Below are 25,884 nucleotides of genomic sequence, written 5' to 3'. Positions count from 1 at the left end.
TCCACTCAAAAAATCGGCCGTGATTACTAGAATTTAGGGCTGCTACGCAGCTCAGCGCGAGCAAGCTCGCTCGCCACAAGGAGTGTGTATGGCTGTGGGATTGCGGCTGGCGTTGGCCTTTGGGCTTTTGGCCCTGAGTTCGCCCGCGTGGGCGGCGAAGAAGGTCGATCTGGATTATCACGTGCGCCTGTTGCCGCAAAGTGATCAGGCTGAAGTGCGACTGACCCTGTCCCAGGGTTCGGCAGTGCGCAGTCTGGATTTCGACCTGGGCGATGGCAGCCACTACAGCGATTTCAAGGCCGACGGCCAATGGCAGCTCACGCCGGGCAAGCAGGCCCGTGGTGTGTGGCGTCCGGCCGCCGACAAGGCCAGCCTGACCTACCGCGTACGTATCAGCCACGGCCGCAAGAGCGGCAGCTTCGATACGCGCATGACGCCCACTTGGGCGCTGATGCGCGGCGACGATCTGGTACCGGCGGCCAAACTCGATCAGCAGGACGGTATTGAGCTGGTTTCACGCCTTGAGTTCGAATTGCCCACCGGCTGGAAAAGCGTTGAAACCGCCTGGCCGCGAATCGGCAAGAACAAGTTTCGGGTCGACAACGTCTCCCGACTGTTCGACCGACCCACAGGCTGGATGCTCGCCGGCCATCTTGGCAGCCGTCGCACGCGGCTGGGGGAAACCGAAGTCACCGTCGCCTCGCCTCGGGGCCAGGGCATGCGCCGCATGGATGTGCTGACGCTACTGACCTTTGTCTGGCCGCAGGTGCAGGCGGTGTATCCCCGTCATCCCGTCAAACTGCTGATCGTCGGCGCCAACGACCCGATGTGGCGTGGCAGTCTGGGCGCGCGCGAATCGATCTATCTGAACACGCGTCTACCGCTAGTCAGCGAAAGCGGCAGCAGTGCGCTGGTGCGGGAATTGGCTCAGGTGTTCGGGCGGATCAACGACCAGCAGCGCAGTGACTGGATCAGCGAAGGATTTGCCGAGTATTACGCCATCGAACTGGTGCGCCGCGCCGGCGGCATGAGTGATGAACGGTATGAAAGCTTGCAGAAGAAGTTGGCCAAGGACAGCCAGAAGGTCAGCACATTGCGCGGTGAGCAGGTCAGTCCGGCACAGGTCTCGAAAGCGGTCGTGTTACTGCAAGAACTGGATCGCGAGATTCGCCTGAAGACCCGCAACAAGCGTTCGCTGGATGATGTGTTGCGCGGGGCGATGCATTTGGAGAGTGTGGATACCAAGGAATTTGTTCAGCTGGCCGAAAGCATCATCGGTGAATCGTCCAAGGTCCTCGATACCGAGTTACTTCAGTAACACCGCCTTCGCGAGCAGGCTCGCTCCCACAGGTGACCGCATTCCAATGTGGGAGCGACGGTGCGACGATTCGACCTGCTCGCGAAGGGGCCCTAAGCCTCAATTAAAATCTCGGGTTAAACCCCGGTTTTCGGCGACTTCAAAGAATCATTACCGGTCACGGTAGCGGTATTGGTCGCCGCTTCGGCATTCGCCTTCAACCGGTTCAGCTCTTCACCCGCCCGCTGAATCTTCGCCCGCACGTTGTTCATGTCCTGACGGCTTTTCTCCAGCAGGCTTTTCGCCGAACTGTGCCCGGTAATACCACGCGCCAGGGCCACACCGCCGATCGCCACTTGAATCAACCCGAACACACCACCGCGACGCAGGCCCTTGCCGACCATCACCACGCCGCCGGCCAATGAACCGATACGTTCCCAACCGTGCACGTTCTGCTCAGTGTGAGTCTGGAACGGGGTGGATTCGATGCGTTCTACGCGTTTGAGTTCGCTCATGATCTGTCTCCTGGCTGGAATGACTGCTTCAAGAATAGATAATTAAGCTGACTGCGAAGGCGGGCGGCTTGTTCCATCGGATGTGCGGTGAATCAGCGAAATTTCGCCCCGGAGCGGGTGTTGAGTCCCTTGGACATGCGGTCATAGAGCACGACGTTGACGGTGGCCGCCAGGTTCATGCAACCGGTAGTCGGGATGTAGACCACGTCTTCGCACCAGTCGCGAATTTCTTTATCCAGCGAGCCGTCTTCCGGGCCGAAGATGTACAGCGCGCGATCCGGATGAGTGTATTCCGGCAGCGAACGGGCGCCGTCCACCAGTTCCACAGCGACCGGAACGCAGCCCAGCGGCAGGATTTTTTTCAGGTCGTCGATACCGATCAGCGGAATGTCGTAGTGGACGCGCTTGGTGTCGGTGACGAAGTCGGCGGCGCGTTCATAACGCTTGCCGGTATAGAACACGGACGCCACGCCATAACAGCCAGCGGCGCGCATCACCGAACCGACGTTCTCCGGTGATTTGGGGTTATACAAACCAATGCAGCTGTACCGTTTGTCTGCCACGAGCGGGTGCCTTCGGGGAAAAAACGGCGATTATACGGGGATTGGGGGAGGGTGGTCAGTTTGTAGATTGGTGGTGTTTGGTCGGCCCCCTTCGCGAGCAGGCTCGCTCCCACAGGGATTTTCAGTGCACGCAATATTTGTGATCGCCGCAAATCAACTGTGGGAGCGAGCTTGCTCGCGATGAAGCCAGGTCAGGCGCTGAAGATATTACTCGTCTTTCTTCATCAGGCCGGCCAATGCGGCAAACGGATTGTGCGTCGCCTTGGCGATTTTCGGCGAGCTCAGCGAGCCTTCACCGAAATACTGCTGATCGGTATACCGAGAGTGTTCATTGTCGTGGCAGTACAGGCACAACAATTCCCAGTTCGAGCCGTCCTGAGGGTTGTTGTCGTGGTTATGGTCGCGGTGGTGCACGGTCAGTTCGCTCAGGCGCTTGCCGGAAAACTCACGGGCGCAGCGGCCGCACACGTGCGGGTACATTTTCAGGGCCTTGTCGCGGTAACCCATTTCCTTGTCGCGCTGGTTGTCGGCAAGGATGCGGTCCAGTTTCGACGTGTTGGTCGGAGGCGTTGACGAACTCATGGGTTCACCTTTGTAAAAAGACTAATGACGGTAATAAACGCAGTTTAGCTCAGCCCTTGAGCTTCTCGGCAATCCAGATGGTGTGACGGGTGCCTTTGTTGCCGTGGGCGAAGACCTGGACTTCCTCGGCCTTGAAGCCGGCCTTCTTCAGTTTGTCGGAAAACTGTCGGTCAGCGCTCGCGGACCAGACGGCCAGCACGCCTTTGGGCCGCAGGGCCTTGGCGCAGGCGCTCAGGCCGCCGGCGGAGTAGAGCCAGCTGTTGGCCTTCTGGGTCAGGCCTTCGGGGCCGTTGTCGACGTCGAGCATGATTGCGTCGAAACCTTGCGGCTCGGCTTGCAGGACTTTGGCCACGTCTTCCATGCGAATGACCGTGCGCGGGTCCAGCAGCGGGTTCCCGGCTTTCTCACCCAGCGGTCCACGATTCCACTCCACCACGCCCGGCACCAGTTCGGCAACCACCACTTCAGCGGTCTTGCCCAGATGCTTGAGGGCCGAGGCGAGGGTGAAGCCCATGCCCAGGCCGCCGATCAGCACGCGCGAATTCGGCCGGCCGGCCACTTTACGGCACGGGATCTCCGCCAGAGCGTCTTCCGAGCCGTGCATGCGGGTGTTCATCAGTTGCCCGCCGTCGCCGCCCTGGATCTTGATGACGAAATCCTCACCGTATTCGAACAGGCACAAGGCACCGCCATTTTCAGGAATTGGAGTGGTGTCGAGCAGAACGAAACGTTTCATGGGACTCACTTGAGGAGAAATTGGCATAAGAGGGGGAAGGCAAACACGCGCAGTTGGGAGTAGCCTGCAAAACGACAACAAGGCCAACGGAGCCATTGATGAAGCGCACCATTCTAACGGTCATTGCCTTGGCCGCGCTCTCGATAACTGCAGTGCAGGCCCAGCAGTTGCAAACCATTCCGACCAGCCCAGCGCCGCTGCCCGGTTCGCCCGGCACCGCGACCCCGACACCGTACCCGCAAATCACCCCGACCAGCGCACCCAAGGTCGGACCCGGCAGTGGCGGTCCGCCGTTGGTGCCCATTGAAATGCCTAGCCCGCCCACCAAGGACCAGCCACTGCCGGGGCTGGAGCAAAACCCGTCGAAAGCCAAATCGCCCGGCGGTTAAACCTGCTGCGAGAGCAGTTGCCCATCGGCCATGCGCAGGCGCTTGGAGAGGGAGACGGCGAGGGCGCGGATGATTTTGGCGGCGATTTTCGGCGCATCGTTGAGCATCTTTTCCAACGAGTCCTTGCCCAGATTGAGCAACTGACAATTGCTCGCGGCCACGCAACTGGCCGAGCGGCGTTCGCCGTCGAGTACGGCCATTTCGCCGAACGCCCGACCGCTGCGTAACGTTGCCATGGTCACCAGGTGCCCCTCGCTGTTGGTTTTCTGCACCGCCACCTGGCCGGTGTGGATGATGCACATGAAGCTGCCGGCATCGCCCTCATGGAAAATCTCTTCGCCCTGAGCAATGGTGCTGATGCTGAAGTAGCCCGAGGCCGCGGCGAAGTCCGCCGGCAGCAGTTGATCGAACAGGCCACAGTCCATCAGCCAGTCGCGAATTTCGTTGTTCAGTAAGGTCGGTTCTGACATGTCGTCACGGTCTTTTTCTTGTGTCTGGTTCCGGTTTTCTGGACGTCCCCAATCCCCTGTGGGAGCGAGCCTGCTCGCGAAGAGGCCAGTACATTCAACATCAATGTCGACTGATCGACCGCTTTCGCGAGCAGGCTCGCTCCCACAGTGGAGTTGTGTCGCCTCGGGCCCGGTGTTCGGTGTTAAGACCGACACGCCGGGCCAAGTTCCTCAGGCGATGCCCAAAACCTTGAAAACAAATGCGTATTCGAGTGCTACGTCACGCAATCCCTGATAACGACCGCTCATCCCGCCGTGCCCGGCACCCAATTCGGTCTTGAGCAGCAGGGGATTGGTGTCGGTTTTGGTCGCGCGTAATTTCGCCACCCACTTGGCTGCTTCCCAGTACTGCACGCGACTGTCGTTGTAGCCGGCGATCACCAGGGTCGCCGGATAGGCTTGCGCGGTGACATTTTCGTACGGGGCGTAGGCCTTGATTCGCTCATAGACGTCCGGTTCTTCAGGATTGCCCCACTCGTCGTATTCGGTGACGGTCAACGGCAGATCCGGGTCGAGCATGGTGTTCAGCACGTCGACGAACGGCACTTCGGCAATCGCAGCAGCAAACAACTCCGGCCGCTGATTGAGCACCGCACCGATCAGCAGACCGCCGGCGCTGCCGCCGCTGATCGCCAGTTGCCGTGAAGTAGTGAAACCATTGGCGATCAGGTGTTCGGCGCAGGCGATGAAGTCGCTGAAGGTGTTGTGCTTGTGTTCCTGCTTGCCGGCGCGATACCAGGCTTCGCCCAGTTCACCGCCGCCACGCACGTGAGCGATGGCGAACGCCACGCCACGATCCAGCAGACTCAAACGGGCGTGGGAGAACCACGGGTCGAGGCTTTCGCCGTAAGCGCCGTAGCCGTACAGATAAAGTGGCGTCGGCTTACCGAGGGCTTCGCGTTTGACGACGAGGCTGATCGGCACTTTCGTGCCGTCCGGTGCGGTCGCCCACAGACGCTGACTGACGTAGGCATCGGCGTCGAACGGACCGAGCACCGGGGTTTCCTTGAGGACTTTCTGCTCGCCGCTGCCCAATACCAGTTGGCGGATTTGCGCCGGACGGTTCAGCGCTTCATAACGCAGGCGGATTCTGTCGCTGACGAATTCCAGGCTGTTCTGCACATGAAGGCTGTAGGCCGCATCCGGTAATTGCACGCGGTAGCTCGGCAGGTCTTGCGGATGAACTTCGATGATCGGCAAGCCACCTTCACGCAGGCTCAGGGTCATGGCCCCGGCATTCAGGCTCATGCCTTCGATCATCACCGTGTCGCTGTGCGGGATCAGGTTCTGCCAGTCGGCCTCGGTCGGCGCCACGCCGGTGTCTACGGCGTGATACAGGGCAAAGTTGATGCCGTCGCGATTGGTGCGAATGAACCAGGTCCATTGACCGTCGAGCGCGCCGTGGTCGACGTCGTACTCATGGTCTTCAACCCTCGGTGCGATGCAGGTAAAAGCCTGCTGCGGCTGGAATGCGTCAAGCACCCAGACTTCGCTGGTGGTTTTGCTGCCCAGGGACAGCAGTAATTGCTGCTCGGAACTGGAGCGGTAGCAATGCATGAAGAATCGACCGTCCGGCTCATGGAACACTTCTTCAGCCGCTGTACCGTCCAGCCGATAGCGGAACAGTTTGTGCGGGCGATGGGTGTCGTCCAGCTCGCCGAAGAACAGCGTCAGGCTGTCATTGGCCCAGGTCATGCTGCCGTCGCAGTCCTGGAATTCCAGTTCGCTGACACGGCCGTTGGACAATTCCTTCACGAACAGCGTGTAAATCTCATCGCCCGTGGCGTCGATGCTGTAAGCCAGACGCTGGTGGTCCGGGCTGATGCTGAAGGCGCCCAGGGAAAAGAAGCCGCCTTTGGCCAGTGCATTCGGGTCCAGCAGCAGCTGTTCCTGGCTTTCGTCGAGCTGCAGGCTGTCATCGGCAAGGCGCGGGCAGCGGTAGTGACGGGCGTACTCATCACCGGCCGTGGTGCGCGTGTAATACAGGTACGGACCCCAAGGGGAGGGCAAGGACAGGTCGGTTTCGAGAATCCGGGCCTTGATCTCTTCGAACAGGGTTTCACGCAACCCGGCCTGATCGGCGGTTTGCGCCTCTTGGTAGCGGTTTTCCGCTTTCAGGTAGTCGAGCACCGCGTCGGTGTCGCGCTCCTGCAGCCAGGCATACGGGTCAGAACCGTCAGCCTTGTGGGCGATCGGGGCGCTGGTGACGTTGGCGGATACGGGCATGAATGGCTCTCAGACGATGTACGAAATAGGGACTTCGCACCTGTGGGAGCGAGCTTGCTCGCGATGACGGACGGCCATGCAACATTGATGTTGAATGTACTGGCCTCATCGCGAGCAAGCTCGCTCCCACAGGTTCTGTGTCTTGACCGACTGGCATTGGAGCAAGCCTGACGTGCGAAAAGTCGTTACTATAAGCGCCTCTTTGCCTGCCTTGCCATGGACACCATGACCGAGAACGACTATCTGATCGCTTGGGGCCTCTACGCCTTCGCCGCTTTGGGCTGCCTGTTGGTGTGGATGCGTATCACCCGCTGGATGTGGCGCTGGCTGCGTGAGCCGCTGCGGCTATTGGTTGCCGTGTTGCTGTTCAGCCCGACCATCATTGATCCGGTAAAGGAAAAGGTTGCCCCGGCCATCGCCATTACTGCCCTGGATCTGTTGTTCAAGGTCGGCAACAACGCCTGGCGGGCGGTTTCCGACCTGTTCATGTACGGCATGATCGCCTTCGGCATTTACCTGGTGTTCGTGGCGATCCGTTTCCCTATCGAGCGTGCGTCCAACGCTCGCAAGGAACAGGCTGCCGCTGCCAAGGCTGCGGCCCGGGCTGATGACCCTGAAGAGGATCATCCATTCGGCGGTGCGGGCGATGATCGTTACGGTCGGCCACCGGTGCCGAGCAACCCTCAGCGATTGCGGGTCGAGCCGCGTCTGTAACCTTGCCCCTGCCTTTGAGCGAGAATCCGAGCATGTGTGAGTTATTGGGCATGAGCGCCAATGTCCCGACCGATATCGTGTTCAGCTTCACCGGGCTGATGCAGCGCGGCGGCCGCACCGGTCCGCACCGTGACGGCTGGGGCATCGCTTTTTACGAGGGCCGTGGCCTGCGCCTGTTTCAGGACCCGGCGGCGAGCTGTGAGTCCGAAGTCGCGAACCTGGTGCAACGCTATCCGATCAAGAGCGAAGTGGTGATCGGGCACATCCGCCAAGCCAACGTCGGCAAGGTCTGCCTGTCCAACACCCATCCGTTTGTGCGTGAGCTGTGGGGCCGTAACTGGTGTTTCGCCCACAACGGCCAGCTCGCGGACTTTGAACCGATCAAGAGCTTTTACCGCCCCGTTGGCGATACCGACAGCGAGGCGGCGTTCTGCGATTTGCTCAACCGCGTGCGCGCAGCGTTCCCGGAACCGGTAGAGGTCGAAGAACTGCTGCCGGACCTGGTGGCCGCTTGCGCCGAATACCGTAGCAAAGGCGTGTTCAACTGCCTGCTCAGCGATGGCGACTGGTTGTTCTGCTATTGCTCGACCAAGCTGGCGCAAATCACCCGTCGTGCGCCATTCGGCCCGGCGCGCTTGAAGGACGTCGATGTGATCGTCGATTTTCAGGCCGAAACCACGCCCAACGACGTAGTCACGGTGATCGCCACCGAACCCTTGACCGAAAACGAAACCTGGACCCGCTACGAACCGGGCCAATGGAGCCTCTGGCGACGCGGTGAATGCGTCAGCCAGGGCAAGACCGAATAAGGATTTCCCCTCATGTTGCTCAGTTATCTACGGCTGGTGTTGTTTGCGGCGGGCCTGTTGATCGGTGTCCAGGTGCCAGGGTTCATCAGCGATTATGCCAAACGGGTCGAAGCGCATCTGATTGAGGCGCAGACCGGTCTGAGCGGTTTTCAGGGCACGGCGAATCAGTTCTTCAAGGGTGACATGCAGGCGTTGGTGGCCCATTACCGCGCCAGCGAAGACCCGATCTTTCGCAGCGATGCCGACAGCCTGAGCACCTTGCTGAGCCGTCAACTGGCCCTCGATAAACAGTTCCAGGCCATGCAGGGCCCGTGGTACATCCGCTTCCTGCAGGTTGCGCTGGCGGCTGATCCGGATATTCGCAAGGAAACCTGGAATGGCTACAGCTACCAGATCCTGCTGACGCCGGAAGCGATGATCTGGGGCATGAGCGGGGCGTTGCTGTTGTCGTTCGGCATTGAATGCCTGTTCCGTCTGATCGACTGGGTGGTGCTGGGCGGCAAACGCCTGCGCCAGAGCCGGCCGATCGAAGATCGGGATGTGCGCGGGCTGTAACATTGGAGCCGGCTTGCCGGCGATTGCCGCGACACGGTATGCCTGGCAGATCGCATCGCTGGCAAGCCGGCTCCTGTTTTTACCAGTCGACCGAGTAGCTCATGCTCAACGTCCGACCTTCGGCATTGGCGTACGGCGCTCTGGCGTTGGCCTGGGTGAACAGGTTCTGGTAGGTGCGGTTGGTCAGGTTGTACACCCCTCCTTCAAGACGACCGACCGGCAGTTGCACGGAGCCGAGCAGGTCCACCAGCGTATAGCCTTCGATGTCGCGTCCGTTATTGTCCTTGGCGGCGGCGTCGTAACTGGACAAATGCATGCCTTGCAGGCGAAGGGTGTAGTCGTCTTCGGTGTAGCCGACGAACAGTGTGGTCTTGGCGGGTGAGATGCGCGTAGCCGGCAGATCGATCCATTTGCCGTTCTGCTCGGTCTCGCCTTTGGCCCAGGCGTAAGTGCCACCCACCGACCAGTGATCGGTCGCGCGGTAGGTCAGGCTGTTTTCGATGCCGCGAACTCGCTCTTTCTGGTTGATCAGGCGCAATACTCGATCATTGGCATCGTAGAACTGGGTCACGTCCGAGGTGTTTTCGTACACGGTGACGTCGGCCTGCCACTGGTCCCAGCTACCGCGCCAGCCCAGCTCGTAACTGTCGACCTTGATGGCCTGGGCATTGAGGCTCTGAATGTCGAAGGTGCTGCTGACGTCACGCATGAAGCGCTGGATATCCGGCAGCGAAAACCCCTGGCTGTAATTGGCGAAGACGTCCTGGTTTTCACTCAGATGGTAGACCGCCCCCAGGTTATACAGCGTGGCATCGTATTTGAGGGTGTCGCCGGGCAGCGTTGCGCGTATGCCGGTCTGGACAATCTGACCATAAGCGATGCTGTCGGAGACGTCGCTTTCGATCCATTCACGGCGCACACCGCCACGCAAGGTCCAGTCACCGATGTCCCAGGACATCTGCCCGAACAGCGATTTGGTGGTGGTTTCGATGTCCGGGCCCAGCTCGTAGGTGGTGCCGGTCTTGGTGTAGGTCAGGCCCTTGAGTGTGTATTGATCACCTCGTTGGCGGGAGCGCTCATGATCATAGTCGGCGCCCCAGACCAGGTTGCCCGTGGCGCTGCCGATGGCCGGCAGCGGCGTGTCGATGGCCGCGCGCAGGCCGTAGACATCCTGCACGCTGTTGTTGTCGGAGATCCCGGCCTTGCCCCGCGACAGGTCCGGGAAGAACAGTGCATCGGCGCGACGCCAGTAGCTTTCCAGTTGCAGGCCCTGACCGTAGAAGTCCTTGTCGGTGTAATTGAGGTTGACCGACTGGTTATGGGTATAGGGTTGGTCGTCGAGTTTCAGCCCTTTGACTGCCACGGCTTGCTGCCGGTTTGTCGGGTCTTTGGTATAGCCAGTGTCCTGTTGATCCTTGTAGTCCTGCAGCGACAGGCTGAGTTTTTTGTCGGCATCCAGTTCGTAACCGAAACGACCTTGCAGGTCATAGGTTTCGGTGTCCATGTTGCTGCCCTGGGAGGTGTCCTGAGGGATGCGGTTGCCGTTGCCGTCGTACTGATCGTTACGTTGGGTCAGGTCGGCGGAGACGTACCAGTCCAGGGCATCCTTGCGCCCGGTTGCACTCTGAAAGGCTTCGTAGGCGAAGCCTTTGCGGTTGAGGTTGTTACCGCTGGTCAGGCCCAGTTTGCTGCTGTAGGCAATGTCCTGGCCCTGATTACGCTTGGTGATGATGTTGATGATGCCGCCTGAAGCACCGGCACCGTAGATGCTGCTGGCGCCGGAGATCACTTCGATGCGTTCGATGCTGGCTGGGGCGATGCTGTTGAGCTGGCGGAAGTTGTCGCGCGTGGCGTTCTGCGATACGCCGTCGATCAACACCAGCATGTTGCGCCCGCGCAGGGTCTGACCGAAGTTGCTCATCCCGCCGCTGGACGGCGCAAGACCGGGAACCAGTTGCCCGAGGATATCGGCGACCCGACGACCTGCGCCGCTTTGCTCACGGACCTGCTGTTCGTCGATCACTTGGACGGAGCCCGGAATCGACGCAATGCTCGCTTCGCTGCGAGTAGCGGAGACAACGGTGGCTTGCATGTTCAAGGTACCGGGCTGCTGCTCGGTATCCTCGGCCCAGGTCTGGGCGCTGAAGGTACCGAGCAACGGGATCAGCAGGGAGAGTTTGGTTCGGTTCATGACGTGGTCTTTTTTAGTTGTGATAAGTGTGTGGCGATAAGGTCGAGCGCTCAGGCGCGGAGTTGAACGACCGCACCCAGCGGATCCCGATGGCGGCTATGGCGTAGGTCAGCGCCACCAGCCAGAAACTGTGAGCCAGGCCGACCAGGCCCATGCCGATCCCGCCAAGGACGACACCGAGCAGAGCACCAGCCTTTGCCGCGCTGTTGCCGAGGCCGAGCGCGAAGCCCTGCTGGTTTACGGAAATGGTGTTGGCGATCAGTGCATAGGCGACGGGCAGCAGGGCGCCTTGCCAGATACCCCAGACGAGTCGACTGACGAGAAACCCCAGCCATTCGTTGGCCAATGCCGTGGCCGCCAGCGTCAGGGCACACAGCCAGGCCACGCCTTCAATGACGCGCAAGGTATAGGCCGGCTGCCAGCGGTCGAACAGGCGTCCCCACAGTGGTGCGGAAATGGCCAGGGTCGCGGCGCTCGCCGCGTAGGTGGCGCCGATCAGCCAGCTTGGGGCATGCAGAATGTTCGCGACGTACAGCGCGTAGAACGACTGCGGCATCATCTTCGCGGCCTGAATCAACACGATCACCAACAGGATTCCACCGAGCCAGCCTTTGGGCAGAGCCACTGGCTCAACAGCTTTTTTCTTCGAGGCCCGAGCCTTGTCGGCCGGCAGGAAAAAGCTCCCCAGTGCGCACAGCAGGCAAATCGCCGTCGCGCCATAACAGAGCAGGGCAAACCCCGAGACGTCCATCAGCCAGCCGCCCAGTATCGGGCCGATCAACGAGCCGACGGCAGTCGCCGATTGCAGGCGGGCCAGGGTGTGACCACGTCTGGAACTGTCGCAGCAGGCCAAGGCATAGGCTTGCGCGGCAGCGAGAAAACCGGCCAATGCGCCTTGCATCACGCGAATACCCACCAGTAGCCACGGGTCGAGGGTGATGGCCGCCAACCCTTGGCACAGCGCGAGTGCCAGCAACGCCCGAACAATCATCGGTTTGTGTCCGGTGCGATCCCCCAGCCGGCCCCACATGGGAGTCAGGAGCATGGCCGCCAGCATCGGCCCGGCATAGACCATCGCCGATAACAGCGCGGTGTAGCCGGCGCCCTCCGGCCCGAGCAGATGCTGGATCTGCAAGGGCCAGAACGGGCCGCTCATTTCCATAGCACCCATGGAGACAAACTGGATAACGATCAGCAGTCGCAAGGCGCGACCGTCAGTGATCATGGGCGTTTGGTCGCAGCGGGTTACTCAGGCGTCCGACGATGTCGGCATGACTGTCGAGCAAACGCATGCGCATGAACGATTTGGCGGGCCAGTCCTGTTCCAGCAAGGCCTGGCGCTCGCTTTCCCAGCGTGCCGGTTCAACGCGTTCGCGCAAGGTCTCGAAGCACTGTGCAACGTGCGCTGCCAAGCGCTCCCAAAGGATATTTTCCGGCACGTTCCAGTGGCGGGCGCAGAGCAAAGTCAGCTCACCGAGGTGGCACATGAACGTGGTGTGCAGGAGTTTGTCGCGGACAAAACCGGACTCGTCATACAGGGTCATTTTCGGATCGTGCAACTGGATATCCAGGCCCTTGGCGTGCAGGGTTTTGCGATCGATACGAACGTCGCCGAAATCACGCAACAGCAGCCGATTCAACTGCCCGTCAGCGCCCATCACCATGAAACTGTTTTGCTGATGCGCTTCGAACGCCACGCCATACATCAGGTAAATGCCCAGCAGGCTCGGTACGGCAATCGACAGGTAATCATCGAAGAACGCCAACATGGCCTCGCTGTCGTCACGGCCCTGAGCCAGTCTTACCCAATCACGCAGCAACGGTTGGTCGAATTCGTTGACGGCGAACAGACTGCCGACCGGCACCGCCAACTCGCCTTCTTGCAGAAGGGTCAGCGGGTTGTCGCGATACAGCACGGCAGCATGCCGGGAACGCTCGTCATCAGCCGGTAGTGGTGCGTAATGCACGCCGATGCGCTCTGGAACGATGTTCAGCAGACGCTGAATCTGCGGCTCCTGATCGAGAATATTCAGTATCAGTTGGCTGATGCGCGGTCCCATCCGGGCCGAGCGCGGCGACACGGTGCGCTGCACGCTGGTCAGTCGCAGAGCCACCGGCAGTTTGACCATCGGCGCAACGCGACTGGCCTCCGGCAGGACTGTGCGGAAGGACATGGTCGGGTGACCGGTAAAAGCGACGATGTCAGTGACGATCAGCAGGTTGTCGGCGATCTCGTTGGCGAACGAATGTGGCAGCTCTTCATTGGCTTGCCATGGGTGCGACGGGAGCGGGAGGTAGCCCTTTTCGTCCAGACCCAGTTGCTGCAAATGGCGCTGCAATTGTTCGGCGGCCTGTGGGAAGTGAGCTTGCCACCAGTCCCAGTAATCGGCGGTACCCACCAGCGCCTCGACGTGTGCGTGCTGGCGGTGCAGGGCGCACAGGACAACCGGAAAACTGGCTTCGAATTCCGGCGAGAAAGCGATGACCTGAGCGGCGCTCAAGCCCAGTTTGGTCTTGTAGTTCGGGTGCCACGGATGGCCGAGAGTGCCCCACTGTTCGAGCAGTGACGTCGGGTTCTGGTGGCTGGGGCCGGCTTTGAGCCAAGCGAGCAGATTGTCGTCGTACTCGGTACCGATCTGCTCTCTCAGGCGCTCGGTCCATCCATGGTGAAACGCCAGGCACAGGGTGTCGTTACTGAAGCTGTCATCCAGTTCCAGGGCCAGACGTTCCAGTACCTGCGGTGAGGCTGGCGGGTTGAGCTGAGTGCTGAGGTGAGCGAGCAATTCGCTGGGCAGCTGGATTTTGTGGGGCAGTTTGTCGGGGGTGTGCAGGACGATGCTGCCGCGCACGTCCCAGCTGTTCATTCTTCCGCCGGACAAGTGCTCGAAGCAAAGATGCGCGCCATCGCCAAGTGGCAGCCAGCAATGGCTATTGTCGTCGTATTCGCAAGCGTCAGGGTTGATCAGGTCTTCGCGAAACAGGGCCTGGATCAGACGTTGGAAGCAGCGTTGGGCGGCGGGCTCGAGCGCATTGCTCAAATGATCGAGGGTGATGCGGTGGGACTGGAAAGCCTCAGTGCCGAGGGCTTCGCTCCAGTGAGCGAGCAATTGCTGCTGTTTTTGCGTGTAGGCGCGCATCAAGTCCGATTCCTTCTGGACAGTTGGTTAGCTGAAAGCGCGCAGAGAATACCGTCCTGAAAAAATAATGCAAATGATAGTGGTTCATATTTAAAACTTGGGAAATGTCCTTCAGATCCTGGCCATGGGCTTGCTCAAAACGATGTAGTTCTCACCCACCTTCTTCGCATACCCGTCCAGCACCTGCTGACATAACGAAACAATCTCCTCGACCCATTCCACGCCAACCCGCCAAGACACCACCACCTGCAAATTCGGTGGCCGTTGATCGATGGCCAGCAAGGTCAATTCCCCCCGCGCCAGTTCCTCGGCGACCAGCACCGGCGGCAGCGCGCCAATACCGAAACCGTCCCGCAGCAACCGGGTGATCGCTGATACTGAGTTCACGCAGTTCAACCGTGGCGTCATGATGCCGTTGGCCTGCATCAGGGCGAGAATCTCCTGATGCGGATGGGAGTTTTTCGAATAGGTAATGATCCGTTCCCGCGCCAGGTCGGCAATGCCGGAATACTCGCGGTTGTAGATCGAGTTAGTGGCCACAATCCACCCCATCGGGTGACTGGCCAGCTCAAGGCTGCGCACGCTTTCCTGACGCAGCAGGTCGGTTTGCAGGATCAGATCGAGAAAGCCTTTTTGCAGCTGATCGCAGAGGTTGAGTGCGGTATCGGCCACTAACTCGATTTCCACCAGCGGATAGTGATCCATCATTTGCGCCACCAACGGGCTCAACCAGGTATGGATGACCGTGTCCATCACGCCGATGCGAACCCGTCCGACCTTGCTCGAGCGGGTTTCGATCGACTGCTTGAGGGCTTGCATGGTGTCCATCATTTGCTCGGCGTATTCGAGCACTTTCAAGCCTTCGGGCGTCAGGCTCACGCCGCGTGAATCGCGCAGGAACAGCTTCACCCCGAGCTCGCCTTCGAGCACGGCAATGCGGCTGGAAATCGACGCCTGGGTGGTGAAGAGCTTGTCTGCTGTCAGGCGAAAACTCTTGAGTCGGGCGACCCAGACAAAGGTCTCGAGAAACTTCAGGTTCATAGGGACAAGTTTTTCTTATGTCTAGAGCGGGTTTTTATTAGTTGGACGCAGCAGGGCAAGGCGCCCAAAAATCAGGCCATCCGGTTCCCACGATAGGCGTCGTCGGGGCTCAGAACAATACCAATAAAAATTAGCGCGGAGATTTGCCATGAGTGCGCCCGACACGCTCGACATCCCCAAAGCCACGGTTCGCCCGGGACCTTTCGACTGGTACCGCAACATCAACAAGCAGGAACGCCGCACGTTCTGGAGCTGCAAGATCGGCTATGGCCTGGACGGCATGGACACGCAGATGCTCAGCTTCGTGGTGCCGACCCTGATTGCGATGTGGGGCATCACCACCGGCGAGGCCGGGCTGATTCACACCAGCACCCTGATCGCCTCGGCCATTGGCGGTTGGGTGGCGGGGATTCTCTCCGACCGCATCGGTCGCGTACGCACCTTGCAACTGACGGTGCTGTGGTTCGCCTTTTTCACCTTCCTTTGCGGCTTCGCCCAAAACTACGAACAACTGCTGATCAGCCGCACGCTGATGGGCTTCGGTTTCGGCGGCGAATGGACCGCTGGCGCGGTGCTGATGGGTGAAGTGATTCGCGCCAAGGACCGCGGCAAGGCGGTGGGCATGGTGCAATCCGGCTGGGCGCTGGGTTGGGGACTGACGGCGATCCTGTATGCGCTACTGTTCTCGGTGCTGCCGCCGGAAGACGCCTGGCGCGCACTGTTCATCCTTGGCATCGTGCCGGCGATCTTTGTGATCTTCGTCCGCCGCCTGGTCAAGGACCCGGAAATCTATCGCGAAGCCAAGGCCAAGCAAGAACCCAGCAATCCGGCAAAATTCTACGAGATCTTCGCTCCTGGCATCCTTTTCACCACGATTCGCGCGTCGGTGCTGACCACCGGTGCTCTGGGTGGTTACTACGCGATCACATCCTGGTTGCCGACCTTTCTGAAGAACGAACGCGGTTTGAGCGTACTCGGTACGGGCGGTTATCTGGCCATGGTGATCGTCGGTTCCTACGTCGGTTACGTCATCAGCGCGTACTTGACTGACATCCTCGGGCGTAAAAAGAACTTCATTCTGTTCGCGGTCGGCTCGTTCACCATTGTTCTGCTCTACACCCAATTGCCGGTCAGCAATGGCGTGATGCTTTGGCTGGGCTTTCCTCTGGGCTTCTTCGCCTCGGGGATCTTCAGCGGCATGGGCGCGTTTTTGACCGAGCTGTTTCCGACGCGGATCCGCGGTTCGGGTCAGGGCTTTTGCTACAACATTGGCCGGGCGCTGGCGGCATTGTTCCCGCTGTTGATCGGCGTGATGAGCCAGAAGGTGCCATTGAGCGTGGGAATCGGTGCTTTTGCGGCGGTGTCCTACGGGGTAGTGATCCTTGCGGCCCTGAGCTTGCCGGAAACCCGTGGCAAGCAACTCGAAGCCGAGTAACTGATAATCTGCGGGCAAATGCCTACAGCTAAAAGAATGAAGCCTACAGGAGTGTTCATCGTGAGCCGCCTGCTATTGAACTGCGACATCGGCGAGAGTTTCGGCAACTGGACCATGGGTCTGGACGCCGAGGTCATGCCCTTCATCGATTGCGCCAACATCGCCTGCGGCTTCCATGCCGGCGACCCGAGCATCATGCGCAAGACGGTCAACCTGGCCCTGAGCAACGGCGTGCAGATCGGCGCACATCCGGCGTATCAGGACCTGGTCGGCTTCGGCCGCCGTTCCATGGCCTACACCGCCCAGGAACTTCAGGACATTGTGCATTACCAGATCGGTGCTCTCGACGGCATTTGCCGGGCTCAGGGCGGGCGGGTGAGTTACGTCAAGCCGCACGGCGCGATGTACAACGACATGATGGCCAATCCGGCGCAATTGCGCGCGGTGCTTCAGGCTGTGGCGTCCTATGATCGCCAGTTACCGCTGATGTTGATGGCCACTCGCGACAACAGCGCAGCCCAGCAGTTGGGCGACGAATACGGCGTGACCCTGTGGTTTGAAGCCTTCGCCGATCGTGCTTACGACAGCGCGGGAATGCTGGTCTCGCGGCAACTGCCAGGCGCGGTGCATCACGATCCCGAGACAATCATCGAGCAGGCGCTGACCATTGCCCGTGGCGGCAACCTCACGGCCAGCGATGGAAGTGCCTTGCACTTGCAGGCCAACACCCTCTGCGTACACGGCGACAATGCCAGTTCGGTAGCCGCCGTGCGGCGTATTCGCGAAGCACTTGATCAGCAGAGCGCGCCATGAAAATCCGGGTCGAAGTGGTGGCGCTGGATTGCTTGATGGTCCGTCTGTTTGATGAGATCAGCGAGGCCAACATGCCGTGGATGCTCGCCGCCAGTGAAAGTCTGCGTGCTGCATTCGCCGGGCATTTGATCGATCTGGTGCCGTCCTATACGACGTTGATGGTGCATTACGATCTGACCGCGTTGAGTCCGGCCCAGGCTCGGGAGCTGATCGCCGAGGCCTTGATCGATCTGTCGCCCAACGCCTGCACCCGCGGCAAATGTCATGTGTTGTCGGTCTGGTATGACTTGAGCGTTGGCCCGGAGTTGAGCCTGTTGTCCCAGCGCAGCGGATTGGCCGTGGATGACGTGATCCGCCGCCACAGCGAGCGCGAATATCAGGTGTTCGCCTTGGGTTTCGCGCCGGGTTTCGCCTTCATGGGCTTGGTGGAAGAAGCACTGGCCGCGCCGCGTCTGAACACTCCGCGTAAAAAAGTGGCTGCGGGAAGCGTCGGCATCGCCGAACGCCAAACCGCCGCTTACCCGGTGGTGTCCCCCGGTGGCTGGAATCTGATCGGCCGCACCCCGGCCAAATTGTTCGACCGCGAACGCGACGGCTACAGCCTGATGCAACCAGGCGACACGGTGCGTTTCGAAGCCGTCAGCCATGCCGAATTCATCAATCTGGGCGGTGATGACACGCCGTTGGAGGCGCAGGCATGAGCCGTCTATCAATAGAAGCGAGTACACCGCTGTGCCTGTTGCAGGACGCTGGCCGTTTCGGCGTGCGGCATCTGGGCGTGACCCAGGGCGGGGCGGCAGATTGGCGATCGATGTCATGGGCTAATTGGTTGCTGGGCAATGGCCTGGATGCACCGGTGATTGAAATCACCCTCGGCGGGTTCACCGTCGTTGCCCAAGAGGATTGCGTGCTGGCGTTGGCCGGGGCGGATCTGGGGGCGCAGGTGGATGGCGAGGCGTTGTCACCGTGGCGCAGTTTCAGGCTGAACAAAGGTCAGCAATTGCAATTCACTCAGCCGCTGCTTGGTGCTCGAGCTTATTTGGCGGCCCCGGGCGGATTTGATGCGCCAAAGGTGTTGGGCAGCAGCGCAACGGTGGTCCGTGAGGAACTCGGCGGGCTGGATGGCATGGGCCGGGCGTTGGCCAAAGATGCGCAGTTGAGCTACTCGGGCAGCTCGCTGCTCCTGCTGCGGGAGTTGGCGCGCGAACACGTGCCGGATTTCAAACTCAACGCGCCACTGGACCTGGTGCTCGGTGCCCAGATCGGCGAGTTCAGTGGACAGAGTTCGTTTGACGCGTTCAACAGCATCTGGACCCTCGACAGCCGTGCCGACCGGATGGGCATCCGCTTGTTGGGAACGGCGTTGCAGTATCAGGGTAAGCCGATGATATCCGAAGGCATCCCGCTGGGTGCGGTTCAGGTGCCGCCGGACGGGCAGCCGATTGTGCTGCTCAATGATCGGCAGACCATTGGTGGTTATCCGCGATTGGGGGCGTTGACGCCGTTGGCGTTGGCGCGGCTGGCGCAGTGTCTGCCGGGGGCGAAGGTGCGGTTGAGGCCGGTGGTGCAGGATGTCGCGCATCGGGAGCAGGTCGAGTATTTGCGCCGATTTTCAGACCGCTAAAAGCTTCGTCGGAACGCCGCCCGGAGCAGGCTCGCTCCCACAATGGATTTTGGTCGTACACAAATAATGTGTTCGCTGGAGATCAACTGTGGGAGCGAGCCTGCTCGCGATAGCGTCAGACAAGACAACAGAGATTACTTGGAAAGAAACCGCATCCCTTCTTCCAACCCCCGTAACGTCAGCGGGTACATCTGGTCGTTAATCAAGTCCCGCACGATGTTGGTCGAAGACGTATAACCCCACGTATCTTTCGGATACGGGTTGATCCAGATGACCTTCTTGTACTTCTCCATGAACCGCTGCATCCACACATAACCCGCTTCTTCGTTCCAGTGCTCGACGCTGCCGCCGGCCTGGGTGATTTCGTACGGCGCCATGGCGGCGTCACCGATGAAGATCACTTTGTAGTCGGCGCCGTATTTGTGCAGCAGATCCTGGGTCGAGGTGCGCTCGGAGGTGCGGCGCATGTTGTTCTTCCACACAGACTCATAAATGAAGTTGTGGAAGTAGAAGTATTCCAAATGCTTGAACTCGGTCTTGCAGGCCGAGAACAGCTCTTCGCAGATCTTCACGTGGGCGTCCATCGAGCCGCCGATGTCGAACAGCAGCAACAACTTGACGGTGTTGCGCCGCTCAGGACGCATCTGGATGTTCAGCAGACCGGCATCGCGCGCGGTGTGGTCGATGGTGCCATCGATGTCCAGCTCTTCCGCCGCACCCTGGCGCGCGAATTTGCGCAACCGCCGCAGGGCGACCTTGATGTTGCGCGTGCCCAGCTCCACCGAATCGTCGAGGTTCTTGTACTCGCGCTGATCCCAGACCTTGACCGCTTTGCCCTGACGCTTGCCAGCATCGCCGACGCGAATGCCTTCCGGGTTGAAGCCGCCGGAGCCGAACGGGCTGGTGCCGCCCGTGCCGATCCACTTGTTACCGCCGGCATGGCGTTCTTTCTGTTCTTCAAGGCGTTTCTTGAACTCTTCGATCAGCTTGTCCAGGCCTCCAAGGGACTGGATTGCTGCTCGCTCTTCCTCGGTCAGGGATCGCTCGAATTCCTTGCGCAACCAGTCTTCCGGGATCAATGCCTGAAGGTGATCGTCGAGTTTTTCCAGGCCATTGAAGTAAGCACCGAACGCCCGGTCGAACTTGTCGAAATGCTTTTCGTCCTTCACCAGAATCGCCCGGGACAAGTAATAAAACTCGTCCATGTCGGCGAAGGTCACGCGCTGCTTCAGCGCGTTGATCAGGTCCAGCAGCTCCCGTACCGAGACCGGCACTTTGGCTGCGCGCATTTCATTGAACAGGTTAAGCAGCATGGCTATCGCCCTCTATCTTGTTAAACAGAGGGATCAGCGAGTGCCGCGACGGCTCATGAACGCCAGACGCTCAAGCAATTGCACGTCCTGTTCGTTCTTCACCAAAGCGCCTGCCAGCGGCGGAATCGCTTTGGTCGGATCGCGTTCGCGCAACACCGCTTCGCCGATGTTGTCGGCCATCAGCAGTTTCAGCCAGTCCACCAGTTCGGAGGTCGATGGCTTCTTCTTCAGGCCCGGGACCTTGCGCACGTCGAAGAACACGTCCAGCGCTTCGCTGACCAGGTCTTTCTTGATGTTCGGGTAGTGCACATCGACGATCCTCTGCATCGTGATGCGATCAGGGAAGGCGATGTAGTGGAAGAAGCAACGGCGCAGGAAGGCGTCCGGCAGCTCTTTCTCGTTGTTGGAGGTAATGATGATGATCGGGCGTTTCTTGGCCTTGATGGTCTCGTCGATCTCGTAAACGTAGAACTCCATCTTGTCGAGTTCTTGCAGCAGGTCGTTCGGGAACTCGATGTCGGCCTTGTCGATTTCGTCGATCAGCAGGATCACCCGCTCTTCGGATTCGAAGGCTTCCCAGAGCTTGCCCTTTTTCAGGTAGTTGCGAACGTCGTGAACCTTTTCCGTTCCCAGTTGCGAGTCGCGCAGACGGCTGACCGCGTCGTACTCGTACAGGCCCTGATGCGCCTTGGTCGTGGACTTGATGTGCCAGGTGATCAGCTTGGCGCCGAGTGACTCGGCCAACTGTTCGGCCAGCATGGTTTTGCCGGTGCCTGGCTCGCCCTTGACCAACAGCGGACGCTCCAGGGTGATGGCGGCGTTGACCGCCAGCTTCAGGTCATCGGTGGCGACGTAGGCCGGGGTGCCTTCGAACTTCATCTGCTAATCCTCGAACGGTAATGCCGACCTGAACGAGGCAGGGCGGGGCGCAATAATTGTAGTACCCGACTATAACGCGGTGCCCGGTCGACTGTGAACGCAGACGGCTTATTCAGTCTCTGAATGGGGCGTCACATCTTGACTCAGTCTCGGCCGCTAGCCAGTATTGAGCTATCGCCATTTTGGCGATAGCTTGCGGGGCATGTCTACTAAATACCGATTTCGCGATACGTACCGCATTCAGTTGCGCGAGAAGGATCATCCGCCGCCCCATGTTCATCTGACCGGTGGCGGGCTCGACGTGATGCTCAGCCTGGAAACCGTCGAAGTGATGGTAGGCAAGGCGCCGCCGCTGATTATCAAGGAAGCGCTGGAGTGGGTCAGGGCCCATCAGGTGCAATTGCTGGAGGATTGGAAACGATGTTACCCATGAAACGACCACGGCTGTCGGCCGTGCGGGCGTTGTCGGATCACCGCCTTATGCTGACTTTTATCGACGGTCAGCAACTGAGCCTCGATTTGAGTCGAGACTTGCGCGCCTATCCAGGGTTGCAGCCATTGCTAGAGGCTGGCGCTTTCGAAAGGGCAACCCTGGGCGATGATGGCTGGAGTGTCGAGTGGCCTGACCTGGACATCCAGATCGGCGCTGACACCCTTTATCTGGATGCTCTCGCACAAAATGCAGTGGACGAAAATACCCGGATCTTCATCGACTGGCGCGCTCGTACCGGCTTGCCGCTCAATCAGGCGGCCGAAGCCCTGGGGGTCAGTGCCCGCAGTATTACGCGCTACAGCAGTGGTCGTGAAGCAGTTCCGCGATCGCTGGCACTGGCCTGTCTGGGTTGGGACTTCTTGCAGCAGCAATCAAACCCGGCACGGGCAGCCGAAGAGACCGGTCGCTACATTGTCACCCGCAAACCTTAGCCCGCATCCGGCTTGGGCCGTTCATACCGGGCATTGAACGCCTGGACGAAGCCGTTACGTAAAATCTGCAAAAAAGCCTCGAATGCGCTGATATCTCGGCGATGCACATTGCCGCTCAGTTCCACGCGAGTCGCAAACTGGTTCTTGCCCTGATTTTTCAGCACCGTTTCGGAGCCACCGACGATGGCCTCCCAAATGGAGCGGAAAATCCCTTTGTCTTTGTTCTCGACGTCCTGCTGCCAATTGAACACGTCGACGTCTTTCAGCAGTGGTTTGATGTAACCCGTTAATTGAGCTTTTTTAGCCTGCGCTTCAATGACCACGTCACCGTGACCTGCATTGAAGTCGAACTTGCCATAGGCCGAGGCGAAGTCGTTCATGCGTTTGAGTTCGATGTCTTTGGCCCGCAGACGGAATTCGAAGTCTTCGAAATTGCTCAAGGGGTCGAAGGTTGCAGTGGTTTCCAGTGGCGCATGCCCTAACAGCAGCGCCTTGGCTTCGAAGCGAGCATCGCGCTTGCCTTTGGTGTCGACCACGTTGGTCAGGTTATAAATGCTGGCGTTGACCTGGGTGGCGTTCATGTTCACGGGGGGCTTGGAATTGAAGTTGCGGAAACTGATCTTGCCATCGTTGATCCGCACTTCGTTCAAGGTAATGGGGGCCAGTTTGCTCAACTGCGCACGCCAGTCGGTGCCCTGACCTGTCTGGGAGTTTTGCTTGTTGGCGCCGCCGTCGACGAAGTTCACCTCGGGTTTGAAGAACTGCACCTCGGCCACGACGGCGTGGTCGTACAAGAGCGAGTGCCAGCTGACGGAAAGATCGATCAGCGGCGCGTTGACGAAAGGCACCGGGACCTTGCCGTCGACCTTGACGATTTTCAGCCCGTTGATTTTGTACGCACCACGCCACAGGGCCAGGTCCACGTCGGTGATCTGGCCACGGTAGTCACCCATGTCCGCCAGCTTTTCATTCAGGTAGTCGCGCACCATGTAGGGCAGGGCGATGTGCAGGGCGATCAGCAGCACAACGAGGCCGGCGAGGGTCCACAGGGGCCAACTGTATCTGCGTTTCATGATGGTAAATCTCTGGCGTTGTAAAACCATTGACTGCTGCGGTTACGGGACGTTCGACTGACTGGACGATCAAGGGCAACAGGCATACCTTGGAGAGCTTATTTAACGCTGTATAAGGACCCAGCCATGAGCCGTATCTACGCTGACAACGCCCATTCCATCGGCAATACACCGCTGGTGCAGATCAACCGTATCGCCCCGCGCGGCGTGACCATCCTGGCCAAGATCGAAGGGCGTAACCCCGGTTACTCGGTTAAGTGCCGGATCGGGGCGAGCATGATCTGGGACGCCGAAAGCACCGGCAAACTCAAGCCTGGCATGACCATCGTCGAACCGACCTCAGGCAATACCGGTATCGGCCTGGCGTTCGTTGCTGCGGCTCGCGGTTACAAGCTGATGCTGACCATGCCGGCGTCCATGAGTATCGAGCGACGCAAAGTGCTCAAGGCTTTGGGGGCCGAACTGGTACTGACCGAACCGGCCAAGGGCATGAAAGGAGCGATCGAAAAGGCCGCTGAAATTGTCGCCAGCGACCCGGCTGCCTACTTCATGCCGTCGCAGTTTGAAAACCCGGCCAACCCAGGCATCCACGAAAAAACGACGGGTCCGGAAATCTGGAACGACACCGACGGTGCAGTCGACGTACTGGTGGCAGGCGTCGGAACGGGTGGAACCATTACCGGGGTTTCGCGGTATATCAAGAATACCCAAGGCAAACCGATTATTTCGGTGGCGGTGGAGCCAGCGGTGTCGCCGGTTATCACCCAGGCAATGGCCGGTGAAGAAATCAAGCCGAGCCCTCACAAGATCCAGGGAATTGGTGCCGGTTTTGTGCCGAAGAATCTTGATCTGTCGATGGTCGATCGGGTTGAGTTGGTCAGCGATGAAGAATCCAAGGCCATGGCCCTGCGCCTGATGCAGGAAGAAGGGATTTTGAGCGGCATTTCCTGCGGCGCCGCCATGGCGGTGGCCGTCCGCCTGGCGGAAACCCCGGAAATGCAGGGCAAGACCATCGTGGTGATCCTGCCGGACTCCGGTGAACGCTACCTGTCGAGCATGCTGTTCAGTGATCTGTTTACCGAGCAGGAGAATCAGCAATAGGCGTTGCGAGTTTTTGATCCAGTGGGAGGGGTTGATTCAGGTCAGCCCCCGTTCAGGAACCTTATGTTAAGAAGTGCTTTATTGCGTAATCCTTAACACTGAATGTTGGGATACACGGGTGTTTCCCGAGACCGGTAATGTTTATCATGGCCGGCTGCCACGTCGGGTAAATGGCGTTGTGCAAAGTTGTCTACTATCAAGGAGTTGTTGATGACCGTTTCCCTTGCCGCAAAGGCGTCGCTTTTGTTGCTGTTCTTCGGCAGCACTCTCTATGTGCATTTGCGCGGCAAGGCGCGTTTGCCGGTCTTGCGTCAGTTCGTCAACCACTCGGCTTTGTTCGCGCCCTATAACGCCTTGATGTACCTGTTCTCCATCGTGCCATCCAAACCCTATCTTGACCGCAGCAAGTTCCCGGAACTGGATGTGCTCAAGGACAACTGGGAAGTCATCCGCGACGAAGCGATGCACCTGTTCGACGAGGGTTACATCCGCGCCGCCGAAAGGAACAACGACGCTGGCTTCGGTTCGTTCTTCAAGAAAGGCTGGAAGCGCTTTTACCTCAAGTGGTACGACAAACCGCTGCCGTCGGCCGAAGCACTGTGCCCGAAAACCGTGGCACTGGTCAGCAGCATTCCCAATGTCAAAGGCGCCATGTTCGCGTTACTGCCCGGTGGCAGTCACCTTAACCCTCACCGTGATCCGTTCGGCGGTTCCCTGCGTTATCACTTGGGGCTGTCGACGCCGAACTCCGACGATTGCCGGATCTTCGTCGACGGTCAGGTCTATGCCTGGCGCGATGGCGAAGACGTGATGTTCGACGAAACCTATGTGCATTGGGTCAAGAACGAAACCGACAAGACTCGGGTCATCCTCTTTTGCGACATAGAACGACCGCTGAGCAACCGCCTCATGACCCGCATCAACCGCTGGATCAGTGGCTTTTTGGGGCGCGCAACTGCACCGCAGAATCTTGATGATGAACGTGTTGGCGGGATTAACCATGTTTACGCATGGAGCAAGAACTCCAGTGACAAGTTCAGTGGTGTGATCAAACAGTGGAAGCGTCGCAATCCCAAGGCCTACCGTGTGCTGCGACCGGTGTTGGCGGTGGTGGTGCTGACATTGTTGGGGTATTGGTTGTTTGGGTGATTCCGAACACAGAAAAGTATCCGGCGAAACACTCTCTTTGTAGCAGCTGGCGAAGCCTGCGTTCGGCTCGGGCCGCGATCGGACGCAGGCTTCGCCAGCTGCTACAGATCGTTGCCCTTTGTCCAGGTCATTGCAATCCATCTCACACGCTGGTTATAGTCGGCGCTCGGTGTTTTCCAACCCGCCTTTCTACCCTTCAAAAAAGATCAGCCCATGCCAGCTTCCCTCATCAACGCGGTAGTCGATTCAGCGGTCAACGCTGGCGTCGTACCGTGCGGGAATCAGCAGCCTGCGCAGATCAGTCATTAC

Annotated in this window: 26 protein-coding genes; 13 read left to right on the top strand and 13 right to left on the bottom strand. The window is 59.5% G+C overall.

Annotated features, from left to right (window positions below):
- Nucleotides 1-88: 88 nt before the first annotated feature.
- Nucleotides 89-1,318 (top strand): hypothetical protein, encoded by a 1,230-nt coding sequence (locus ACA059_RS24340; RefSeq protein ID WP_497631284.1) that lies wholly within the window; start codon nt 89-91, stop codon nt 1,316-1,318.
- A 116-nt stretch (nt 1,319-1,434) separates the two neighbouring features.
- Here the strand turns inward: ACA059_RS24340 and ACA059_RS24335 are convergent, their stop codons facing one another.
- From ACA059_RS24335 to ACA059_RS24320, 4 genes are all read right to left on the bottom strand, one after another.
- The gene (locus ACA059_RS24335) at nt 1,435-1,812 is read right to left on the bottom strand and encodes a YgaP family membrane protein (protein ID WP_497631283.1); all 378 of its coding nucleotides are present in this window, start codon (nt 1,810-1,812) and stop codon (nt 1,435-1,437) included.
- Nucleotides 1,813-1,904: 92 nt separating this feature from the next.
- On the bottom strand, nt 1,905-2,375 hold the full coding sequence (locus tag ACA059_RS24330) for an RNA methyltransferase (protein WP_007944014.1): 471 nt from the start codon (nt 2,373-2,375) through the stop codon (nt 1,905-1,907).
- Nucleotides 2,376-2,582: 207 nt separating this feature from the next.
- Nucleotides 2,583-2,957 (bottom strand): YajD family HNH nuclease, encoded by a 375-nt coding sequence (locus tag ACA059_RS24325; protein WP_056742523.1) that lies wholly within the window; start codon nt 2,955-2,957, stop codon nt 2,583-2,585.
- A gap of 49 nt (nt 2,958-3,006) precedes the next feature.
- Entirely contained in the window at nt 3,007-3,693 is a 687-nt protein-coding gene (locus ACA059_RS24320) for a spermidine synthase (protein WP_007898703.1), read from the bottom strand.
- 98 nt (nt 3,694-3,791) lie between these two features.
- On the opposite strand from ACA059_RS24320, the gene ACA059_RS24315 reads away from it, so the two are divergent.
- Nucleotides 3,792-4,082 (top strand): hypothetical protein, encoded by a 291-nt coding sequence (locus ACA059_RS24315; RefSeq protein ID WP_046046098.1) that lies wholly within the window; start codon nt 3,792-3,794, stop codon nt 4,080-4,082.
- On the opposite strand, the gene ACA059_RS24310 is transcribed toward ACA059_RS24315, so the two are convergent.
- Together ACA059_RS24310 and ACA059_RS24305 are read right to left on the bottom strand one after the other, a co-directional pair.
- Complete coding sequence (locus tag ACA059_RS24310; RefSeq protein WP_497631282.1) at nt 4,079-4,552, bottom strand: cyclic nucleotide-binding domain-containing protein; 474 nt, start codon at nt 4,550-4,552, stop codon at nt 4,079-4,081. The genes ACA059_RS24315 and ACA059_RS24310 overlap by 4 nt on opposite strands.
- Before the next feature lie 210 nt (nt 4,553-4,762).
- A complete protein-coding gene (locus ACA059_RS24305) occupies nt 4,763-6,817 on the bottom strand; it encodes a S9 family peptidase (RefSeq protein WP_497631281.1) in 2,055 nt (684 codons plus the stop codon).
- 216 nt (nt 6,818-7,033) lie between these two features.
- On the opposite strand from ACA059_RS24305, the gene ACA059_RS24300 reads away from it, so the two are divergent.
- From ACA059_RS24300 to ACA059_RS24290, 3 genes are read left to right on the top strand one after another with little or no spacing between them, the layout of a single operon-like run.
- A complete protein-coding gene (locus tag ACA059_RS24300; protein ID WP_415770798.1) occupies nt 7,034-7,531 on the top strand; it encodes an MFS transporter in 498 nt (165 codons plus the stop codon).
- Nucleotides 7,532-7,563: 32 nt separating this feature from the next.
- On the top strand, nt 7,564-8,340 hold the full coding sequence (locus ACA059_RS24295) for a class II glutamine amidotransferase (RefSeq protein WP_008153143.1): 777 nt from the start codon (nt 7,564-7,566) through the stop codon (nt 8,338-8,340).
- A gap of 12 nt (nt 8,341-8,352) precedes the next feature.
- Complete coding sequence (locus tag ACA059_RS24290; protein ID WP_149628935.1) at nt 8,353-8,895, top strand: DUF2937 family protein; 543 nt, start codon at nt 8,353-8,355, stop codon at nt 8,893-8,895.
- Between the two features lie 79 nt (nt 8,896-8,974).
- Here the strand turns inward: ACA059_RS24290 and ACA059_RS24285 are convergent, their stop codons facing one another.
- The 4 genes from ACA059_RS24285 to ACA059_RS24270 form a co-directional block, all read right to left on the bottom strand.
- Nucleotides 8,975-11,086: a TonB-dependent receptor gene (locus ACA059_RS24285; protein ID WP_497631280.1), complete on the bottom strand. Its 2,112-nt coding sequence runs from the start codon at nt 11,084-11,086 to the stop codon at nt 8,975-8,977.
- Between the two features lie 13 nt (nt 11,087-11,099).
- The gene (locus ACA059_RS24280) at nt 11,100-12,311 is read right to left on the bottom strand and encodes an MFS transporter (RefSeq protein ID WP_497631279.1); all 1,212 of its coding nucleotides are present in this window, start codon (nt 12,309-12,311) and stop codon (nt 11,100-11,102) included.
- Complete coding sequence (locus ACA059_RS24275; protein ID WP_497631278.1) at nt 12,301-14,223, bottom strand: IucA/IucC family protein; 1,923 nt, start codon at nt 14,221-14,223, stop codon at nt 12,301-12,303. Before ACA059_RS24275 ends, ACA059_RS24280 begins: the two co-directional genes overlap by 11 nt.
- Before the next feature lie 111 nt (nt 14,224-14,334).
- Nucleotides 14,335-15,264 (bottom strand): LysR family transcriptional regulator, encoded by a 930-nt coding sequence (locus tag ACA059_RS24270; protein WP_497631277.1) that lies wholly within the window; start codon nt 15,262-15,264, stop codon nt 14,335-14,337.
- Nucleotides 15,265-15,412: 148 nt separating this feature from the next.
- On the opposite strand from ACA059_RS24270, the gene ACA059_RS24265 reads away from it, so the two are divergent.
- Genes ACA059_RS24265 through ACA059_RS24250 form a run of 4 tightly spaced genes read left to right on the top strand, consistent with a single transcriptional unit; the run spans nt 15,413 to nt 19,136 of the window.
- The gene (locus ACA059_RS24265) at nt 15,413-16,699 is read left to right on the top strand and encodes an MFS transporter (protein WP_497631276.1); all 1,287 of its coding nucleotides are present in this window, start codon (nt 15,413-15,415) and stop codon (nt 16,697-16,699) included.
- A gap of 60 nt (nt 16,700-16,759) precedes the next feature.
- Nucleotides 16,760-17,512 (top strand): 5-oxoprolinase subunit PxpA, encoded by a 753-nt coding sequence (locus ACA059_RS24260; RefSeq protein ID WP_497631275.1) that lies wholly within the window; start codon nt 16,760-16,762, stop codon nt 17,510-17,512.
- Entirely contained in the window at nt 17,509-18,213 is a 705-nt protein-coding gene (locus tag ACA059_RS24255) for a 5-oxoprolinase subunit B family protein (RefSeq protein ID WP_497631274.1), read from the top strand. The genes ACA059_RS24260 and ACA059_RS24255 overlap by 4 nt, the downstream gene beginning before the upstream one ends.
- The gene (locus ACA059_RS24250) at nt 18,210-19,136 is read left to right on the top strand and encodes a 5-oxoprolinase subunit C family protein (protein ID WP_497631273.1); all 927 of its coding nucleotides are present in this window, start codon (nt 18,210-18,212) and stop codon (nt 19,134-19,136) included. The genes ACA059_RS24255 and ACA059_RS24250 overlap by 4 nt, the downstream gene beginning before the upstream one ends.
- Nucleotides 19,137-19,270: 134 nt before the next feature.
- Here the strand turns inward: ACA059_RS24250 and ACA059_RS24245 are convergent, their stop codons facing one another.
- Both ACA059_RS24245 and ACA059_RS24240 read right to left on the bottom strand, forming a co-directional pair.
- Complete coding sequence (locus tag ACA059_RS24245) at nt 19,271-20,449, bottom strand: vWA domain-containing protein (protein WP_129442008.1); 1,179 nt, start codon at nt 20,447-20,449, stop codon at nt 19,271-19,273.
- 33 nt (nt 20,450-20,482) lie between these two features.
- Nucleotides 20,483-21,328 (bottom strand): AAA family ATPase, encoded by an 846-nt coding sequence (locus ACA059_RS24240; RefSeq protein WP_497631272.1) that lies wholly within the window; start codon nt 21,326-21,328, stop codon nt 20,483-20,485.
- A 202-nt stretch (nt 21,329-21,530) separates the two neighbouring features.
- Between ACA059_RS24240 and ACA059_RS24235 the strand changes: the two genes are divergently transcribed.
- Both ACA059_RS24235 and ACA059_RS24230 read left to right on the top strand, forming a co-directional pair.
- Complete coding sequence (locus tag ACA059_RS24235; protein WP_033047627.1) at nt 21,531-21,761, top strand: DUF4160 domain-containing protein; 231 nt, start codon at nt 21,531-21,533, stop codon at nt 21,759-21,761.
- On the top strand, nt 21,749-22,252 hold the full coding sequence (locus tag ACA059_RS24230) for a DUF2442 domain-containing protein (protein ID WP_497631271.1): 504 nt from the start codon (nt 21,749-21,751) through the stop codon (nt 22,250-22,252). The genes ACA059_RS24235 and ACA059_RS24230 overlap by 13 nt, the downstream gene beginning before the upstream one ends.
- Here the strand turns inward: ACA059_RS24230 and ACA059_RS24225 are convergent.
- Nucleotides 22,249-23,325 carry a DUF748 domain-containing protein gene (locus ACA059_RS24225; RefSeq protein ID WP_497631270.1) on the bottom strand — a complete coding sequence of 359 codons (1,077 nt, stop codon included), beginning with the start codon at nt 23,323-23,325 and terminating at the stop codon, nt 22,249-22,251. The genes ACA059_RS24230 and ACA059_RS24225 overlap by 4 nt on opposite strands.
- Nucleotides 23,326-23,451: 126 nt before the next feature.
- Between ACA059_RS24225 and cysK the strand changes: the two genes are divergently transcribed.
- Nucleotides 23,452-24,426, top strand: a complete 975-nt coding sequence (gene cysK / locus ACA059_RS24220; protein WP_497631269.1) for a cysteine synthase A — start codon at nt 23,452-23,454, stop codon at nt 24,424-24,426.
- Nucleotides 24,427-24,636: 210 nt separating this feature from the next.
- The gene (locus ACA059_RS24215) at nt 24,637-25,575 is read left to right on the top strand and encodes an aspartyl/asparaginyl beta-hydroxylase domain-containing protein (protein ID WP_497631268.1); all 939 of its coding nucleotides are present in this window, start codon (nt 24,637-24,639) and stop codon (nt 25,573-25,575) included.
- The last annotated feature ends 309 nt before the right edge of the window (nt 25,576-25,884 follow it).

It is taken from the genome of Pseudomonas sp. LBUM1647 (assembly GCF_059716175.1).
The sequence above is the reverse complement of the archived record's forward strand: the minus strand, read 5'-3'. Positions and strand labels throughout refer to the sequence as shown.